Annotated in this window: 19 protein-coding genes; 10 read left to right on the top strand and 9 right to left on the bottom strand. The window is 61.4% G+C overall.

The window, feature by feature from the left end:
* Positions 1 to 168: 168 nt before the first annotated feature.
* From ACOKS3_RS23115 to ACOKS3_RS23100, 4 genes are all read right to left on the bottom strand, one after another.
* Positions 169 to 651: a Rha family transcriptional regulator gene (locus tag ACOKS3_RS23115; protein ID WP_221608290.1), complete on the bottom strand. Its 483-nt coding sequence runs from the start codon at positions 649 to 651 to the stop codon at positions 169 to 171.
* On the bottom strand, positions 648 to 863 hold the full coding sequence (locus tag ACOKS3_RS23110; protein ID WP_422764487.1) for a Rha family transcriptional regulator: 216 nt from the start codon (positions 861 to 863) through the stop codon (positions 648 to 650). Before ACOKS3_RS23110 ends, ACOKS3_RS23115 begins: the two co-directional genes overlap by 4 nt.
* A gap of 323 nt (positions 864 to 1,186) precedes the next feature.
* Positions 1,187 to 2,188, bottom strand: a complete 1,002-nt coding sequence (locus ACOKS3_RS23105; protein WP_463581457.1) for a hypothetical protein — start codon at positions 2,186 to 2,188, stop codon at positions 1,187 to 1,189.
* 56 nt (positions 2,189 to 2,244) lie between these two features.
* Positions 2,245 to 2,646, bottom strand: a complete 402-nt coding sequence (locus ACOKS3_RS23100) for a hypothetical protein (protein WP_054904073.1) — start codon at positions 2,644 to 2,646, stop codon at positions 2,245 to 2,247.
* A gap of 140 nt (positions 2,647 to 2,786) precedes the next feature.
* Here ACOKS3_RS23100 and ACOKS3_RS23095 point away from each other — a divergent pair, with 140 nt between their 5' ends.
* Positions 2,787 to 3,020: a hypothetical protein gene (locus ACOKS3_RS23095; RefSeq protein ID WP_422764684.1), complete on the top strand. Its 234-nt coding sequence runs from the start codon at positions 2,787 to 2,789 to the stop codon at positions 3,018 to 3,020.
* Positions 3,021 to 3,443: 423 nt separating this feature from the next.
* On the opposite strand, the gene ACOKS3_RS23090 is transcribed toward ACOKS3_RS23095, so the two are convergent.
* From ACOKS3_RS23090 to ACOKS3_RS23075, 4 genes are all read right to left on the bottom strand, one after another.
* Positions 3,444 to 4,070, bottom strand: a complete 627-nt coding sequence (locus tag ACOKS3_RS23090) for a hypothetical protein (protein WP_463581456.1) — start codon at positions 4,068 to 4,070, stop codon at positions 3,444 to 3,446.
* Between the two features lie 226 nt (positions 4,071 to 4,296).
* Positions 4,297 to 4,659, bottom strand: a complete 363-nt coding sequence (locus ACOKS3_RS23085; RefSeq protein ID WP_422764628.1) for a BRO family protein — start codon at positions 4,657 to 4,659, stop codon at positions 4,297 to 4,299.
* A 54-nt stretch (positions 4,660 to 4,713) separates the two neighbouring features.
* A complete protein-coding gene (locus ACOKS3_RS23080) occupies positions 4,714 to 5,982 on the bottom strand; it encodes a site-specific integrase (RefSeq protein ID WP_422764629.1) in 1,269 nt (422 codons plus the stop codon).
* A gap of 227 nt (positions 5,983 to 6,209) precedes the next feature.
* The gene (locus ACOKS3_RS23075; RefSeq protein ID WP_422764630.1) at positions 6,210 to 6,704 is read right to left on the bottom strand and encodes a DUF6231 family protein; all 495 of its coding nucleotides are present in this window, start codon (positions 6,702 to 6,704) and stop codon (positions 6,210 to 6,212) included.
* A 159-nt stretch (positions 6,705 to 6,863) separates the two neighbouring features.
* On the opposite strand from ACOKS3_RS23075, the gene ACOKS3_RS23070 reads away from it, so the two are divergent.
* The 4 genes from ACOKS3_RS23070 (at position 6,864) to ACOKS3_RS23055 (ending at position 9,489) form a co-directional block, all read left to right on the top strand.
* Positions 6,864 to 7,556, top strand: a complete 693-nt coding sequence (locus ACOKS3_RS23070; RefSeq protein WP_103449435.1) for a PA1041 family peptidoglycan-binding anchor lipoprotein — start codon at positions 6,864 to 6,866, stop codon at positions 7,554 to 7,556.
* Between the two features lie 88 nt (positions 7,557 to 7,644).
* Entirely contained in the window at positions 7,645 to 8,358 is a 714-nt protein-coding gene (locus tag ACOKS3_RS23065; protein WP_103449436.1) for a PA1041 family peptidoglycan-binding anchor lipoprotein, read from the top strand.
* 101 nt (positions 8,359 to 8,459) lie between these two features.
* Positions 8,460 to 8,735, top strand: coding sequence for a DUF1145 domain-containing protein (locus tag ACOKS3_RS23060; protein WP_103449437.1), 276 nt, complete (start codon positions 8,460 to 8,462; stop codon positions 8,733 to 8,735).
* Positions 8,728 to 9,489 carry a hypothetical protein gene (locus ACOKS3_RS23055; RefSeq protein WP_103449438.1) on the top strand — a complete coding sequence of 254 codons (762 nt, stop codon included), beginning with the start codon at positions 8,728 to 8,730 and terminating at the stop codon, positions 9,487 to 9,489. The genes ACOKS3_RS23060 and ACOKS3_RS23055 overlap by 8 nt, the downstream gene beginning before the upstream one ends.
* Positions 9,490 to 9,521: 32 nt before the next feature.
* On the opposite strand, the gene ACOKS3_RS23050 is transcribed toward ACOKS3_RS23055, so the two are convergent.
* The gene (locus ACOKS3_RS23050) at positions 9,522 to 9,986 is read right to left on the bottom strand and encodes a CopD family protein (RefSeq protein ID WP_103449439.1); all 465 of its coding nucleotides are present in this window, start codon (positions 9,984 to 9,986) and stop codon (positions 9,522 to 9,524) included.
* Between the two features lie 98 nt (positions 9,987 to 10,084).
* Here ACOKS3_RS23050 and dinG point away from each other — a divergent pair, with 98 nt between their 5' ends.
* From dinG to pdxH, 5 genes are all read left to right on the top strand, one after another.
* Complete coding sequence (gene dinG / locus ACOKS3_RS23045) at positions 10,085 to 12,229, top strand: ATP-dependent DNA helicase DinG (protein WP_103449440.1); 2,145 nt, start codon at positions 10,085 to 10,087, stop codon at positions 12,227 to 12,229.
* An 81-nt stretch (positions 12,230 to 12,310) separates the two neighbouring features.
* Positions 12,311 to 14,548, top strand: a complete 2,238-nt coding sequence (locus ACOKS3_RS23040; protein WP_103449441.1) for a beta-galactosidase — start codon at positions 12,311 to 12,313, stop codon at positions 14,546 to 14,548.
* Positions 14,549 to 14,692: 144 nt separating this feature from the next.
* Complete coding sequence (locus tag ACOKS3_RS23035) at positions 14,693 to 15,838, top strand: serine hydrolase domain-containing protein (protein ID WP_103449442.1); 1,146 nt, start codon at positions 14,693 to 14,695, stop codon at positions 15,836 to 15,838.
* A 99-nt stretch (positions 15,839 to 15,937) separates the two neighbouring features.
* Positions 15,938 to 16,915: an OmpA family protein gene (locus tag ACOKS3_RS23030; protein WP_422764631.1), complete on the top strand. Its 978-nt coding sequence runs from the start codon at positions 15,938 to 15,940 to the stop codon at positions 16,913 to 16,915.
* Between the two features lie 19 nt (positions 16,916 to 16,934).
* Positions 16,935 to 17,582: a pyridoxamine 5'-phosphate oxidase gene (pdxH, locus tag ACOKS3_RS23025; protein ID WP_103449444.1), complete on the top strand. Its 648-nt coding sequence runs from the start codon at positions 16,935 to 16,937 to the stop codon at positions 17,580 to 17,582.
* The last annotated feature ends 220 nt before the right edge of the window (positions 17,583 to 17,802 follow it).

Raw genomic sequence — 17,802 nt, 5'->3', positions numbered from 1 at the left:
GGAAGTCTTGTAATGGTGACCTTTCAGATTTTTCTGTCAGATTCTCAAGGGGCCTTACGGTGGTCTATGCGACCACAACCAGAATCCCAGTTGAACGGCCAGACAGACCCAGTAGAGGGCCTGTAGGTGGTCCATGGGGTTCTCCTATAGGTTGATGGTTAGATGGCCTCAGCGGGCCTTGAGGGCAGCTAAGCGCTGGTGCCTTCTGGCCATCTTCTTGATGTCCCCATAAGGGCAGCGCTCACGTTCGAGCAGGTGAATCACAGCGGCCTGTACCGAGACACGCTCAAAGCCAGACCCTTCCAGTTCGAGCCATCGCTTGACGATCATGTTGGACAGCTTGAAGGAATACCGGGAGAGCAGCGTAAAGGTCAGCTCTTTGTCGAGGATGGTCAGTGGACGTGGCTTGCCTTGGGCATCTCGATACTGGGCCTCAGCAAACGTAGCCGATCCAGATTTGGATTGGCCGGTAAGCTCCAGCTCATTGAGCATCTTGGTGATGTCGCGGAGGACGTGGCCGTGGTTCTTCCCGGTGATCTCAGCGATCTCCAAGGACGACATACCGGGCAGGCCGTTGAGGGTCGTTGGGGAAACCGCTCCGGCCTTGGAGATGTTCTCGAAGATGGTTGCTGTATTGGTGGTCATGTTCATGCTTCCACCTCATAGCCCATTGCTTCAATGGTTCCAAGCTCATCAGCGAATGAGCCTACCTTGTCTTTGTAGCTGGACTCAACCGGCTGAGACTTCAGCCCGTCGATGCTCTCAGCCACCTTACGGGCATCTGCAAGGACGTTCTTGTGGGCCTTGCCAGTCAGCTCAGCGATTTCAACGGTGGTCATGGTCACGTTGTTGCTCATGTTCATTGTCTTGTTCCTCTTGTTTGCTCCCTCACGTTCGCTCCCACGGCCCAGCGCAGAGACCCGACAAAGGTTCTGGACGGTGGCATGAAGAAGCAAACAGGAAGACTCTGCGATTGGTTGGGTGTGCCCAGCGACGGGCAGGAATGGTTGCGCATCCAGAAAATGGAGGCACAAAGATGAATCTGACTCCCCAAATCTGGGGAGCGAGATGTTGAGGTGCGCCCAGATTTGAGGCGTCCTCTTTACGGTCTGCAAATTTGCAGAGCGGTCTTGGTGGTGCCCCTGCCGGTCCCTCTTTAGGTCCGGCCTTACGGGGCGCTTTTAGATCAGCTCAGGGCAATGCGAGTGACCAGCGGGAACGGCACTTGGACGGTCTGAAGACCATCGGTAGTGAGCTTCACCTTGACCATGCCATTGGCGATGATGTCCACCACAGCCATGATCTCAAGGTCCCAGCCTTGGGCGTTCGGGTTGCGGGTCGCTTCGATGCGCCACACGTTGCCGTCTTGGCGCTCACGGTAGCTCAGCGAGGTGAACAGCTTGGGCAGCATGAAGATGCCGTGGTCGGTCCCAGTGTACGGCTGTACGCCCGCGCCAATGAGGTCCTCGATAGAGTCCTGACCAGCACGTTGAGCAGCACGCTCAAGGACAGCCACCAGCGACACAGGGAGCAGGATCACGAAGTCACTCAGCGAGGTCCCTACAGTCTGGTTAACGTGGGTCGTGAGGATGTCGATGAGGTCCTCAGCGATCTCGGCAGGCTTACCCGTTGGCTTGGCCTCAGAGACGCTCTCAGTGCTTGGGGCAGTCGCCAAGATGGCAGCGACCTTACCGGCTGCGCCGTGCTCAATATCACGAAGCATCTTGTCAGCGGTTTGCTCCATAGATTGGACGGTGAAGCCTGCCATCAGGTTGTGGTCAAGGATGGTGGCACGGTGGCTGATGACCAATGCCGTGTCGGTGGCCTCGGTGAAGATCACAGAACCGGCCAAGACTTCACCTTTGTCGATGGTCTCGTTATCCCAGTTTTTGCGGGGATCGAAGGTGACAGAGCGGTCTGCCATGGTGATGATTTGTTGCCCAGTGGCCTCAGAGCCAGCCGGACGGAACTCGCAAGGGGTTGCCTCCATGGCAGCCTCTCGCCACTCATCGCCGTTCAAATAGTCCTCAGCGGCCTCCACAAGGGCCTCCACATAGACGGACACATCGGTGGCCGCTTGGGTCTCTGGGCGAACATCGGCGGTGTTGAATCGAATCGACCCAGTGTGCTCATCGGTGATGGCGGTGGTGTAGGTCGATGGCTTGGCGTACTGGAATGGTTGTTTCATGGGAATGGTTCTCCTGAATAGATGAATGAAGTGGTTGTGTGCCGAGGGAGGTGCTGTTACCAGCCAGCGCTATTGGCACGGGAGGCGGCACGGATACGGGCACCATGCTCACGAATGGCAGCGGCTCGGGCTTCCTTATCGGCCTTCGCTTGGGCGATCTCACGGGGCGTGTACTCACGGCAGCGCTCTTGATGCCAACGGGCCTCAGCCTCTCTCTGAGCCTTCTCTTGGGCCTTCTGGTATTGGTCTTGGCGGTACTCTCGGGCAACTACGGGAATCGCTTGGAGCGACAGACCGGCCTCATCGAACGCCTTAACGATCTCGAATTGCTGGCCCTTAACGGTCCCGCATTGGGCGACCAGCATGGGCAGCATGATGTTCTCGACGTACTCACGGTTAAGGGTCTGGCCCGACACGGTGACTTCGTTCTTCAGGACTTTGGTGATGGTGATTTTCATGGTTGGGTTCTCCTGTGAGGTGACCCATTCGCTCAGCCTTGGTGCCATAGATGCGCACGACAAGACGGCAAGGAGAGAGCCGCGTGGGCACCTTCCAAGGCTGACGGATGAGTTCTTGATTTGAGGTTTGGGTATTTGTGATGCTGGTCGATCAGGACATGGCGAGCCTGAAGGGCATCGGTATTGCGAAGGGTTCAACCGTGGCAACGGCTGTGCAGCAATGGCAGAGAGAAATTATTTTTGTTATTGGTCGTTCTGTCTTACCCATAGTGAGGGTTTTTAACGACAGTCTTGACGGTTGCCTTCAAGTTGTGAGCGAGATTCCCTCGGGGCCACTCAATGGAATCCTCAAGGGCGTCACTGCGATTGCTTGAAGACAAAGCCCTTGGTCGAGCAGTTGGTTCAGGCGGTCGAGTGTTTTAGCCGGACACTTAACGAGGACTCTTTGAGCGAGACCCTCCATGTCGAAAGTTACTTCGCCTGCCTTATAGACTCTGAACGCGGCCCGGTAGTCGCTAAGGATGTTTCGTAGTTCGATGAGCTGAGCACGGGCAGGTCGGTTGAAGACCATAGACAAGATGCTCAATTGCTCATCAGTGAGGCGTGAGTTAGCTGGACAGACGATGGTATTGGTCATGGTAGAGGTCTCCTTTCGGTTGTTCTTTAAGATGCCCTTTGAGATGACTGAGAGATGAGGGGAGTTGTAATTAACAACCCCTCTCCCTCTGGGTCTGGTCGATTCTGATGGTCGTTGAGAGGTCGTTGAGATTTTCTTTATATTATCCGGCGTTAAGTCGCTAAGCCCGGAATAGAGCCTCTGCGCCCACCTCGGCCACAATCTCAGCCTTGATGTCTGGGTGTCTCTCCACATACGAAGCGATCCCATGGGCAGCGTGTCGGGCAGCCTTGGCGATCCGCTGGGCGGTCCTCAAGGAATACTCATTGGTCTTGCAGGCGTCCGCTGTGATCTCCGAAAGGAACAACGCACCGATGACCGCTCGGGCCTTGACGTTGATCTTTCCGTTGGCGACTCCGGCACTGGTGATGATCGACCCAGTAACGATGTCGTCTACCCATGGCAGCGGATCGGGAATCGCAAGGAGGTGCATGTAGGCTGCGACAGGGTTAACGAAGCTGGTCTTTGGGCGTCCACGGCCTCGCTTAGGCTTATCGCTTGGGGTCTCTTGGGGTTGCCCTTGGGTCTCGCTGGAAAGGCCCTTGGCGGCTTTCTGGTGGTCCTCAGAGAGGGACTCATCGGCACGACGCTCAGCGGCCCATGCCTGATACTGGGCTTCGAGGTTTGCGGGTCGTACCATGTCCTTGCGGCGGATGACCTCGCCAGTGATTGGGTCAATGTGAAGGATGGTGCCGGTTTCGTGATCGACGTGGCGGTGCAGTGGTCCGGGTTGGGTGAGCAGGGTCATGATAGTGGTCCTCATATGGCCGCTGCGAACGTGCAGCCATAGTGAGGGTATTTGGCGACACCAGCCCTCAAGTCCAGTAAACAAGGGCCTTAACGATCTCCTTCAGCTCATCCATGTGCCCGTCCCCTACAGGATTCTTGTAGGGACTCAATGTCGGCCCGCTTCGGGGTGTTAAGAGTTACCTTTTGGTTAACCGGGAGTCTGGTAAGTTTTTCCCTTACCAAACTCAATGGAATTCCCGGCTGCCCTTGCGGATGGTCGGGAGGACTTCCTCAGTGACCCAACGTCGAAAGGGTTCTGACTGAGGTGAGTGGCCCCGTAGGAGCATCTGATATACCCAAGACTCAGTTCCCAAGGCTGTAGTGGACCGGAATGCCCGCCCGAGTTGATCCTTTGGGACACTAATCAATGATTCTTTGATTAGTGGGTCGGCAAGGGTAAGCGCACCCTTCTTGCCTGACTCAGTCTTGCGGTACTCCGACACGGAACTGCTCGGTGCCGTCAGGCCAGCCGCTCGGGCCACTTGGGTAGCCACAAACAGCAGCTTATGCTCAGGGTGACCCACGAGGACATCCAGCTCGATTCCCATGAAATTGCGCTTTTCAAAGCAGGCCCCCCGGCAAGCGGCGGACCCTTCATTCTATCAAGGCAAAGCGAACGCCTTCACGAGGGCCTCATGGAGTGTCCCCACAGGAACCCTCTGAGACCCCGCGTAGAGGTCGTAAGTGATGTTCCCTGAGCTGTGCCCGGTGATGCTCTGAGCGATGACCTCAGGGGGCGCGGCGGCCTTCAGCAGACCTGACAGAGAATGCCTCAGAGAGTGGAACGACTGGTCACTGCCTGCCTTCAATCCCAGCGGCTCACGTAGGGCCTTATTGAGCGGTTTGTTGAAGTAGTGAGGCTTCGGCTTGAACAGCTTGCCGGGTTCCGATGCGACCCAATCAAGGAAGGCCTTGAGGGAGAACCCATAGGCCCCATCGACCAGAGGGACTTGCCGGATGGAGAAGTCATTCTTCAGGGTCTTTCCCTTCTCGTCCTTGTTGATGTCGATGACGGTGATCCCGTCCACTTGCTTTATGTCGTCCTGAGTCAGTTGGTACAGCTCACCAATACGGGCACCCGTGAGGACTCCCAGAGACAGCGCCCAGCGCTTCCAGTCGGTCACAGACAAGGTATTAGCGTGGTCCATGATGGTCGTCACTTCCTCACGGGAGAACGGTCTACGCTCGCTTTCAGCGCCCCTCTCAATCTTCAGGTCCTTGTCATAGGAGCGTTCGATATAGCCATTGTTCTTGGCCCAGTCCATGACAGTCGATAGCTGGCCCAGCAGCTTGTTGATAGTCAGAGGCTTTCGGCCCTCCATGACTCTCTCTTTGAGCGCCACCATGTCAGCCCGAGTGTGGGTCCTGATGTCGAGGTCTCCGAGAAGCGATGAGAGGGTCCTACAGTTCGATGTCACTGCCTTATGAGTGTCACTTGTGACGTTGCCTTGGCGTTCCTTCAGGAACAGCTCAGAGAGGCCCTCGAAGGTAATTGGGTCTGTCGAGGACGCATTTACAGATAGGGACACGGAAGGGGCTACAGACGTGCTACAAGATAGCTCCCCAATGATCTCCGTGAGTTCCTGAGGACGACCCTCAAGACGCTCCTGAGCAGCCCTGAGAACCCTCTGGCCTGTGCCAATGGCTCGCTGCTGGCTCCCAGTGAATCGACCAAGCGAGGCAGCCTCAGCGAGGTGGTTGCTCATCTGGTCATAGATTTCCATGTAGAGGCCCCTTGAGTCCTCGCTATGGCCTTGTAAGGCGTCCTCAGCGATCTCCTTGAGGCGCTCCTTGAGGTCCTCCCACGAAGCCTCAGGGCGGTCGAGGTGGAAGACAGCCAGTGTCTTGAGGATGTCCTTGGAGAACTGCATAGCGGTTGGCCTATCGGTGGAACGGAGAGAGATGGCGAGACTACGGGTAGAGCATCCCCGAGGGCGAACCCTCAGGTAATAGATTCCTGACCGTCTGTAGTGCCAGACCGAAAGGGCCTGAGATGGTCGTTGGTGACAAGGCTGGTGACAGGCTGGTGACAGTTGGCCCTGCTCTGGCATAGCTTCGATAGCGTTCATGGTTAGGTAAGCCCTTGATATTCATGGGTTTACCACCAGTACTTGCCAAACATTTCCGGGTTGGCCCAGAACTTGGCGTTGAGCCAGTCCGGGACCTGCTTGTAGTCATGTAGATCATAGGTGAACAAGCTCAACACCTGCTCATCGCGGCGGAATTTCTCGCTGGCCGACAATGCCAGGGAGAAGAAATCGGTGTCTTGCCAGCCACAGGCAATCAGATCGGCCAGTACTGCAACCCGGCTTGCGTTGAGGTTGCGGATGCCGCCCAGCAGTTGCAGGCCGGTGCGTTTGGGCAAGTGCTCGAGGCAGTCCACCAGCACTGCCAGGTCAAAACGCTGGGCCGCCAGTGCTGCCGGCAATGGCCCCGGCGCACAGGTTTCGATGGTCACCTGGGGGTGGGCCTGGGCAAAGGCATCCAGGGCCGGGAAGCGGCTGCCCACCAGCAGCAGGCGTTGCGGGGTGAAGCGCTCTAGCAGGGCGGCCAGGGCTTGTTGCGGGGTGCGCTGGGAAAAACCGTCGGTCATTGCCAATCCTCGTTCAAGTCATCCAAGACTAGCGGGCTGCTGTCCGACGGCATAGAGGCAAGTGGCCGCGTCGTGGCTTATTGCTGGCAGGGATCAATTGTGCGGTCTTTACTCCCAGAGATCGGTCTTATGCCGATTCCCCTAGGAGAAGCTACGAAAATGAGCATAGTACGCACAGCGTTACCCCTGGTACTGCTCACCAGTGTGTTGACTGGTTGTGCAGGTTTGCAAAAAACCGACTGGCCGAAGTGTGCTGCCGTCGGGGGCGTCGCCGGTGCCGGCCTGGGTGCCATCGAGAGCTCCAGCTGGGCTGGCTGGGGCGCGCTGCTCGGTGGTGGCCTGGCGGCGGGCTATTGCTGGGCTCACGGCGATGGCGACGAGGACGGTGATGGCGTGCCGGACAGCCGTGACAAGTGCCCGCATACGCCGCGCGGCGTGAAGGTCGATGCCAATGGCTGCCCGCCTGAGCCGGCGCCTGTGGTCGAGGAAGTGGTGGTGCAGAAGGAAGAAGTGATCGTTATTCGTGATGTGCACTTCGAATTCAACTCCTCGCGCCTGACTGCGGCCGACAAGGAACGCCTGAACACGGTTGCCACGCGCCTGAAGCAAGAAGCCCCCAGCGCCCGTCTGACCGTGACCGGCCATACCGACAGCGTCGGCTCCGACAAGTACAACCAGAAATTGTCCGAGCACCGTGCCCACGCGGTAACCGACTACCTGATCGAAAGCGGTGTGCCTCGCTCCAGCTTCATTTCGGTGGTAGGTGCAGGCGAAACCCAGCCAGTGGCGGACAACGCCACGGCCGAGGGGCGAGCCATGAATCGTCGCACCGAGATCAAGATCCAGCGTTGACGTCCCGGCGCCCGCGCCTTGAGAAGTGGCGCGGGCGCGTCTTTAATCCTGCTAGCCGGCTGCGGCCGATGACACAGGAGCATTCTTCATGAGTGTAATGTCGAAGGCGGCGATGCCGTTGCTGTTGGTGACCAGCCTGCTTGCAGGCTGCGCCACCCACAGTGATGGCAGTGCGCCGCTTAATCAAAGGACTTGGCCCATCTGCAGCCTGCTCGGTGGTGCGGTGGGTGGTGGCCTCGGCGCCATCGAAAACTCCAGCTGGGCAGCTGGCCTCGGTGCTCTTGGCGCGATCACCGGCGGGCTGATCTGTTATGCCCAGGATGGCGACGAAGATGGCGACGGCGTGTTCGACCGTCGCGACCGTTGCCCCGACACCCCGGCCAATACCCCGGTCGACCACATGGGGTGCCCGCTGCCTCAGTATCCGCCGTCCCAACCCGCACCGCAGCCCAAGCCCGAGGTGATCACCCTCGATGACCAGGGCCAGGTGATGTTTGCCTTCAACTCCGCCGACCTCACCCCGGGTAGCGAGGAGCGCCTGAAAAGCCTGCTGCCCCGCCTCAACGAGCTGGGGGTCACGCGCATCAAGGTGGTTGGGCATACCGACAACGTGGGCTCCGACAGCTACAACCAGGTGCTTTCCGAACGCCGCGCCGCCAGCGTCGCCGAGTACCTGATCCGTCAGGGCCTGGCGCCGCAGAAGGTGACCAGCGAGGGGCGAGGCGCCCATGAGCCAATCGCCGACAACGCCACCGATGAAGGGCGTGCGCACAACCGACGGGTGGACTTGCACCTCAACTGACTGCGCTGGCGTGTGCCTGGGCATACAGGTAGTGTTGGCTTCGCGGCGCGCTTGCTCGGGCCGCGTAGACATAACAATAAATAGACACGTAGGGGCGGGATATGAAGTTCATCCTGGGTCTGGGCAAGTTCCTGACCGTGGCGTTCTGGGGCGTGGTGCTGTTCAACCTGATGATGCCGCAACCGTTGCCGTTGAATCTGTTGATCAATGCCTTGGGCATTTTTGTGCTGAGCCTGCACTTTCTTGAAGTGCTGTTTTTCAATGGCAGCCTGCGAGGCCGTAGCCATCACTGGTTCGACCGGCTGCAGATCCTGCTGACCGGTATCTTTCATGTCATGTCCATTCCCCGTCCGCAGGAGGCACCTCGCCATGCGTAATTTGATGTTGCTGGCGATGCTGGCCGCGCCTATGGCTCAGGCGCAGAGCCTGGAAGTTGCCCCCCATTCCATGCTGCGCTTGCCGAACAAGTCGGCGAGCGTGCACCTGGAGCAATTGCGAGTGGCGGACTCGGCGACCTTGCTGTTGCCGGCCACATTGACCGAGCTGAAGGTCGATCATCTGCAACTGGGCCCCGATGCGCGCATTGCCATTGCGCCCGCCGAAGCACCGCTGCTCATCGATGTACGCAGTGCTGTGCTGGGCGAGGGCAGCGAGATCAGCGCGCCAGGAGCGCCCGGTACCTATGAACGCGCTGCCCGCTCTGGGCGCAGCCTGGAGTTGAAGCTTGCCGAGATCGATGCCGAGCGCCTGGCGATCGATGCCCGCGGTGGCGCCGGAGCACCAGGCTACATGGGCCTTGATGGAGCCAATGGCCAGGCGGGAGGCTGTACTTGGGGCCAGGCAAGCAAAGGGGCGAATGGCGATGATGGTGGCAACGGGCATGACGGTGCGCCTGGCGGGCGGATTCGCCTGAGCCTGCCGCAGGGCTTCCCGCAGGAGCGCGTCGTGGTACGTCTGGAAGGCGGTGCGCCGGGCAAGGCCGGGGCTGCCGGCAAAGCCGGTAGGGGCGGGGCGAGCAAGGGGTGCCTGGTGTATCGCACCGATGCCGGGGCCAACGGCCGGCCCGGGCAGGAGGGGCAGCCTGGATTGGCTGGCGCCGAGGGTGAACTGATCCTGCAGCGCCTCAGATAATGGGTGCCGGCCCATCGCCGGCACACGCAGCATCACATCAGCAGTCGTGAACTGGCCACTGCGACGACCGCAAGGCCAAGCAGCAGGTTGATCCCTACCATCCGCCGAATGCGCCCCAGCACGGCGGCGCCTGCCGGCCAGTCCTCGGCCTGCACCGCCGCCTTCAGCTCCGGCAGCAGCAGAGCCTGGATGCGCATGAACAGGGCAAACATGGCAATCCCGCCGCCAATCATCACCTGCACATATTTAGGCGCCGTTTCGAAACCGTTGAAACGCATGTGCAACATGCCGATACCACTTATCGCCAGAATCGCCACGGCCAGCCAGACCCAGACGAAGAAACGTCGGAAAACTTCCACCCACAACCGCAGCCGGGCAGGCCCTTCAAGGGCTGCAACCGTTGCCGGGCGCAGCACCAGCCAGGCGAAGAACATGCCGCCGACCCATACCAGGGCGGCGATGACATGCAATGTGTAGGGCAGGGCAAAGGCTAGCATCCGGATCTCCATGCGGCACAAAGGGCAATAGCGGGGTATGATAGCCGCCCGATGTGAAACACTGAAAATATATCCAGCCCTCCGGGCGCCTGCAGACCATGATCAGCAACGAACTCAAAGCCACCATCCAGGGCGCCTACACGCGTTTTCTCGAAGCCAAGAGCCTCAAGCCGCGATATGGCCAGCGCCTGATGATCGCCGAAGTGGCCAAGGTGCTCGGCGACATCGCCTGTGACGACGAAGGACGCCGCGCCGGCGAACCTGCCGTGGTTGCGGTGGAGGCGGGCACCGGTACCGGCAAGACGGTCGCCTACGCGCTGGCCGCGATCCCGGCTGCCAAGGCCGCTGGCAAGCGCCTGGTGATTGCCACCGCAACCGTGGCCTTGCAGGAACAGATCGTCATCAAGGACCTGCCGGACCTGATGCGTAACAGCGGCCTGAACTTCAGCTTCGCCCTGGCCAAGGGCCGCGGTCGCTACCTGTGCCTGTCCAAGCTCGACATCCTGCTGCAGGAGGGCCACGCGCAGTCGGCCACTGCCCAGCTGTTCGAGGAAGAAGGCTTCCACATCGAGGTCGACGAACGCAGCCAGAAGCTGTTCAACAGCATGATCGAAAAGCTCGCCGGCAACCGTTGGGACGGCGACCGCGACAGCTGGTCGGAGGCCGTCGAGGACCAGGACTGGGCGCGCCTGACCACTGACCACAGCCAGTGCACCGGCCGCCACTGCCCGAATTTCCAGCAGTGCGTGTTCTACAAGGCCCGCGAAGGCATGGGCAAGGTCGATGTGATCGTCACCAACCACGACATGGTCCTGGCCGACCTGGCCCTGGGTGGTGGTGCGGTGCTGCCCGACCCGCGCGACACAATGTACGTGTTCGACGAAGGCCACCACCTGCCAGACAAGGCCATCGGCCACTTCGCCCATTATTCGCGCCTGCGCTCCACTGCCGACTGGCTGGAGCAGACCGCCAAGAACCTGACCAAGCTGCTGGCCCAGCACCCGTTGCCGGGTGACCTGGGCAAGTACATCGAGCAGGTGCCTGAGCTGGCGCGGGAAGTGCGCACCCAGCAGCAGTTCATGTTCACCCTGTGCGAACAGGTCGCCGACTTCCGCCCGAGCGAGGACACCGAAGGCCGAGAGCGCCCGCGTTACCGCTTCGAGGGCGGTGTCGTGCCGGAGCAGATCCGCGAAGTCGGCATCGAGCTGAAAAAGGGTTTCGCCCGCCTCAATGACCTGTTTACCCGCTTGGCCGACCTGCTCAAGGAAGGCATGGACGGTGAGGTCAACATCGGCATCGCCAGCCATCAGGCCGAGGAGTGGTACCCGCTGTTCGGCAGCCTGGTCACCCGCGCCCAGGGCAACTGGGAGCTGTGGACCGCGTTCACCGCTGAAGACCCGGAAGACAGCCCGCCCATGGCGCGCTGGCTGACTCTGGCCGAAAGCGGTGCGTTGTTCGACATCGAGGTCAATGCCAGCCCGATTCTCGCCGCCGAAATGCTACGGCGCAGCCTCTGGAGTGTCGCCCACGGCGCCCTGGTGACCTCGGCCACGCTGACCGCGCTGGGCAAGTTCGACCGCTTCCGCATGCGCTCGGGATTGCCCCGCGATGCCGTCACCTGCGTGGTCCCAAGCCCGTTCGTGCATGGCGATGCCGGCCTGTTGCGGGTCCCCGACCTCAAGGCCGACCCACGCGACGCAGCGGCACACACCGCGGCGATCATCCGCGAGTTACCGAGCATCGTCGAAGATGCCCGCGGCGCACTGGTGCTGTTCTCTTCGCGCAAGCAGATGCAGGAAGTGTTCGACGGCCTGGACCGCGACTGGCGCAAACTGGTGCTGATCCAGGGCAACCTGTCCAAGCAGGAAACCTTGAACAAGCACAAGGCACGGGTCGACGACGGCCAGCACAGCGTGCTGTTCGGCCTGGCCAGCTTCGCCGAGGGTGTTGACCTGCCAGGTGCCTATTGTGAGCACGTGGTCATTGCCAAGATTCCCTTCGCCGTCCCCGACGACCCGGTCGAAGCGGCCCTGGCCGAATGGATCGAAGCCCGCGGCGGCAACCCGTTCATGGAGATTGCCGTTCCCGACGCCTCGCTGCGCCTGATCCAGGCCTGCGGTCGCCTGCTGCGTACCGAGCAGGATCGCGGCGTCATCACCTTGCTGGATCGGCGTCTGGTCACGCAGCGCTACGGCAAGGCTATTCTCAATGCGCTGCCGCCATTCCGGCGGGAGATTTCCTGACGGCCGGAGCACGATGCGCCGGCCCGTTGTCCATTACTCAGTCGCGGGCCCATGAGGGCCTGGAAGGAGAGCCCCAGCCCTATGATCCGCCGCACCTTGCCCGTGATATTCACGCTGTTGTTCAGCACGCCTTTACTGGCTGGCCAACAGACGTTGTTCAGCTTCGTCCGCCCGGCCTCGGTGGTCAACGTGGTGACCGAAGGCACCGGCATGCCGCAGTACAATGCGGAGCAGACGGCCGAAGGCGAGGTACTCAGGCGGGTGGTGTTCAACCCGGTCGAACGGCCGACCTTGCGCCTGAGCCCGCAGAGCGGCGTGTGGGACTGGTCGGCTGGGCAGTTCCTCACCTTGCGCATGCAAAGCGCCCAGGACTGGGCCTTGACCGTCGACGTCACGGTGCTCGGCAGCGATGGGCGCACGCTGACCAGCCGTATCGACCTGCCTGCAGGGCCTGCGCAAACCGTCATGGTGCCGCTCAAGGCCCGTTCGCCACTGAGCCAGGGCATGCGTGCCGGCCCGCCCATGCCATGGGCCTACGAAGGGCAGCGGTTGCTGTTGACCAGCAGTGCCGGTGAGGTAGACCTCAAGCAGGTAGTGTCTGTCAGCCTGACCATACCCAACCCGAAGGTGGCGCAGAACCTGCTGATCGAGAAGGTCGGCATCCAGGACGACGATCAGGCCTACCAGGCGGCCTACCACGAGTTGATCGATGCCTACGGCCAGTCCACCCGAGGGCATTGGCCCGAGAAGATCGCCAGTGACGATCAGCTCAAGGCTGCTGACACGCGTGAACAGCAGCAGCTCAAGAGCTGGCTGGCTGACCGTGAGAAGCAGCCACTGGACAGCTACGGTGGCTTGCTGGCCGGGCCGGCGTTCGCGGCCAAGGGCTTTTTCCGCACCGAAAAGCGCGAGGGCCGCTGGTACCTGGTCACGCCGCAAGGCCATCCGTTCTACTCGCTGGGCGTCAATGCCGTGGCCGCCGATGGTGGGCGTACCTACGTTGCCGGCCGCGAGGGGATGTTCAAGGCCTTGCCAGGTGAAGGCGACGTACTGACGGCCTTTTATGGCGAAGGCAACAACGACGATGGCAACGCCTCGTCGCAAGGGCGCAGCTTCAAGCAGGGGCGCTGGTTCGACTTCTACGCCGCGAATATCCAGCGCACCTATGGCAAGCCGTGCCCGCCAGCCGTCGAGGGGCAAGCACCTGCCGTATGCCCACCGCTGGTGCTGGACGCAGAGCGTTGGCAGGCTCACACGCTGGACCGTCTGCAAGCCTGGGGCTTCAACACCCTGGGTAACTGGAGTGACCCGGCCATCGCCCAGGCCAAACGCATGCCCTACACCTTGCCGCTGTCGATCGTCGGTGACTATGCCAGCATCAGCACCGGCATGGACTGGTGGGGCCGCATGCCTGACCCGTTCGACCCACGCTTTGCCATGGCCACGGAGCGCGCCGTGGCCATCGCCGCGCGGGATCACCGTGACGACCCCTGGCTGATCGGCTATTTCGCCGACAACGAGCTGGCCTGGGCCGCGCCCGGCAACGACCCCAAGGCGCGTTACGGCCTGGCCTACGGCACCCTGCGCCTGACCACCGACGTGCCAGCCAAGCGTGCCTTCCTCAAGCAGCTGCGCGACAAGTATCGCAACCAGGAGGGGCTCTCCAAGGCCTGGGGCATCGAACTGCAGGCCTGGGAGCTGATGGAGGACCCAGGCTTCGAGGCGCCGCTGCCGAATCCCGAGCACCCGGAAATCGAGCGCGATTACCAATACTTCCAGCAGGTATTTGCCGAGACCTACTTCAAGACCATTGCCGATGCGTTGAAGTGGCATGCACCGAACCACCTGCTGCTGGGCGGTCGCTATGCCGTGAGCACGCCGGAGGCGGTCAAGGCCTGCGCCGAGTTTTGCGATGTTCTGAGTTTCAACTTCTATGCCCTCAAGCCCGAGGATGGTTATGACTTCGCCCGTCTGGCCGAACTCGACAAGCCGGTGCTGGTGTCCGAGTTCCAGTTCGGCTCCCGCGACCGTGGGCCGTTCTGGCCAGGGCCGGTGGAAGTGGCCAGGGAAGAGGACCGCGGGCCAGCCTATGGCAACTTCCTCAAGGCCGCTCTGGCACAGCCGATGATCGTGGGCGCGCACTGGTTCCAGTACCTCGACCAACCGGCCAGCGGGCGCTTGCTCGATGGCGAGAACGGCCACCTGGGCCTGGTGGCGATCACCGATGTGCCCTATCCGGGGTTCGTCGAGTCGGTGCGTAAGAGCAACCTGCAGGCCGTTGGTCAGTTGCGCGGCGAGCTGGAGAAAAAGGCCCCCTGAATGTCTACCGGGGGCGCTCAGCGCCCCTGGCACAGATGACCCTGCAGTTTCGGCACCGACCATCCGGCCTTGCCCAGTAGGCAAAACCGTCAACTACTGAAACAATGCACGCCTTTGTCAGCATGGTCGTACGGAGAACAGCGGGTGCAGATCCAGGGTCACTATGAGCTGAAGTTCGAAGCGGTGCGTGAAGCGTTTGCGGCATTGTTCGAGGATCCCCAGGAACGTGGCGCTGCGCTGTGCATCCAGGTGGGTGGCGAGACCGTGGTCGACCTGTGGGCAGGCAGTGCCGACAAGGACGGCCAGCAGGCCTGGCACAGCGATACCATCGCCAACCTGTTTTCCTGCACCAAGACCTTCACTGCCGTGACCGCGTTGCAGCTGGTGGGTGAGGGCAAGCTTGCCCTGGATGCTCCGGTGGCCCGTTACTGGCCGGAGTTCGCCCAGGCCGGCAAGCAGAACATCACCCTGCGTCAGTTGCTCAGCCACCGTGCCGGCCTGCCGGCCATCCGTGAGCTACTGCCGGCTGAAGCCCTGTATGACTGGCAAGCCATGGTCGATGCCTTGGCCGCCGAAACGCCCTGGTGGACGCCCGGCACTGAGCACGGCTATGCCGCCATCACCTATGGCTGGCTGATCGGCGAACTGATCCGCCGCGTCGATGGCCGTGGCCCGGGTGAGTCGATCGTCGCCCGTACTGCCCGGCCGCTGGGCCTGGACTTCCACATCGGCCTGGCCGACGAAGAGTTCCACCGCGTGGCGCACATTGCCCGTGGCAAGGGCAATGCGGGTGATGCCGCAGCCCAGCGCCTGTTGCAGGTGACCATGCGTGAACCCGAGGCGTTGTCGACTCGTGCCTTCACCAACCCACCGGCAATCCTGACCAGCACCAACAAACCCGAATGGCGGCGCATGCAACAACCGGCGGCCAATGGCCACGGCAATGCACGCAGCCTGGCAGGCTTCTATGCGGGCCTGCTGGACGGCAGTCTGCTCGAATCCGAACTGCTTGACGAACTGACCCGCGAACACAGCCTCGGCCAGGACCGTACCCTGTTGACCCAGACCCGCTTCGGCCTGGGTTGCATGCTCGACCAGCCCGATGTGGCCAACGCCACCTTCGGCCTCGGCGCCCGTGCTTTCGGCCATCCAGGTGCTGGCGGCTCGGTCGGTTTCGCCGATCCGGAGCACGACGTGGCCTTCGGCTTCGTGGTCAATACCCTCGGCCCTTACGTGCTCATGGATCCAAGAGCCCAGCAGCTGGTACGCGTGCTTGGCACTTGCCTTTGATCGGGTAAAGCGGGTATTACGCGACCCCTTTGACTATCCTCAATGCCAACGCCTCAAGTGCGTTGGCAAAATATCTTTCAATTTCATGGTGTATCGCTGATGTCTTCACATAAAACCTTAGCTCTCGCCCTGTGCCTGGCCGCTATGACCGGTTGCGCCAGCCACTCCCAGGACGCCTCCAAGGACGGCGCCAGCAGCTGGTGGCCGTTCGGTTCGGACAAGGTTGCCGACAAGGAAGTGAAAGCGGCGGTTACCGAGAAAGTCGCCAAGGCCGACGCCAAGTCCGAGAGCGCCAGCCACTGGTGGTGGCCGTTCGGCGGTGATGACAAGCAGGCCAAAGGCCCTGTCGTACCGAAGATCGATGAAAAGGCCACCCAGGCCTGGCTGGACCAGTACGAGCCAAAGCTGCGCGAAGCCGTCAAGGACAGCAAGCTGGAGCTGGAGCGCCGCGACAACGTGCTGGTGGTGACCATCCCGGTCGACAGCTCGTACAACCCGGATCGCCCGAACATGCTGCTGCCGATGACCCTGGGCCCGATCACCCGCGTGGCCAAGGCTGTCGAAGGTGACTCGAAGACTGCCGTGCTGGTACTGGGCCATGCCGACACCAGCGGTGTAGCAGCCGCCAACCAGAAGCTGAGCCTGGAGCGTGCCGCCTCGGTATCGGCCATCTTCCGCCTGAGTGGCCTGCAGCGTGACCGTCTGTCGCTCAAGGGCATGGGCTCGGTAATGCCGCGTGCCGCCAACGACAGCGCTGAAGGCCGTGCCCTGAACCGCCGTGTCGAAATGCTGCTGACGCCGCAGAACACCATGCTTGCCCTGCTGGCCAAGTACCAACAGGCTGCTCCGGTAGCAAGCCCGGCTTCGATGGTTGCCGTGCAGGATGCCAAGGCACCTGCCGCCAAGCCAGTCGAGACCAAGAAGCCAGCCGCCAAGCCTGCTGCGAAGAAGGCCGCTGCCAAACCTGCGGCAAAGACCACTGCCAAGAAAAAAGCCGCGCCAGCCAAGCCTGCCGCCAAGAAAGCCGCTACCACCGACAAGAAAGTAGCTGCCAACAGCCCTGCGAAGACCAACTGATCGTCAAGGAAACGCAGCCATGACTCAATCCCTGGCCGATATGCGCCGCGACTACACCCGTGATGGCCTGGCTGAAGCCCAGGCGCCGGGTGAGCCGTTCGCCCTGTTCCACCAGTGGTTTGCCGACGCGGTGAAGACCGAGCAGCCACCGGTGGAGGCCAACGCCCTGACCCTCGCCACGGTCGATGGCGAGGGCCGCCCGCACTGTCGTGTGTTGCTGCTCAAGGGCCTCGATGACCGTGGTTTCACCTTCTTTACCAACTATGACAGCGCCAAGGGCCAGCAGCTGCTGGCCAACCCGTTCGCTGCCATGACCTTCTTCTGGCCGGCACTGGAGCGCCAGGTGCGGATCGAAGGGCGGGTGGAAAAGGTCACGGCCAAGGAGTCGGATGACTACTACCAGGTGCGACCGCTGGGCAGCCGCCTGGGGGCCTGGGCTTCGCCGCAGAGCCGTGTGATTGCCAATCGTGAGGAGCTCGAAGGCCTGGTCAAGGCCACCGAAGCGCGCTTCTCCGATACCCAGCCGCATTGCCCGGAACATTGGGGTGGCTATCGCTTGCTGCCTGAGCGGATCGAGTTCTGGCAGGGGCGGGCCAGCCGGCTGCATGACCGCCTGAACTACCGCCTGGTCGACGGGCAGTGGGCGCGGGAGCGCCTGGCGCCCTGACATCCCCGGGGCTGCCCGGCAGCCCCATTCCCTCCTCAAACCACACTTCTTCACCGACGATGAAGTAATCCGTGGCTATCCTTGGTCTGAGCTGTAACGCCCGCATTACTGTCGGTACAAGGCTGTACAGGGGCTGAATGGAAATAATTTTTTTGTGCTGGCGCCGTGACAGCCGTCAACGCGCAGCGTCTAATGGACACCTGTTTTCTGGAGATTGTAC

It is taken from the genome of Pseudomonas sp. HS6-2 (assembly GCF_049325675.2).
Lineage (GTDB): Bacteria > Pseudomonadota > Gammaproteobacteria > Pseudomonadales > Pseudomonadaceae > Aquipseudomonas > Aquipseudomonas putida_N.
The sequence above is the reverse complement of the archived record's forward strand: the minus strand, read 5'-3'. Positions and strand labels throughout refer to the sequence as shown.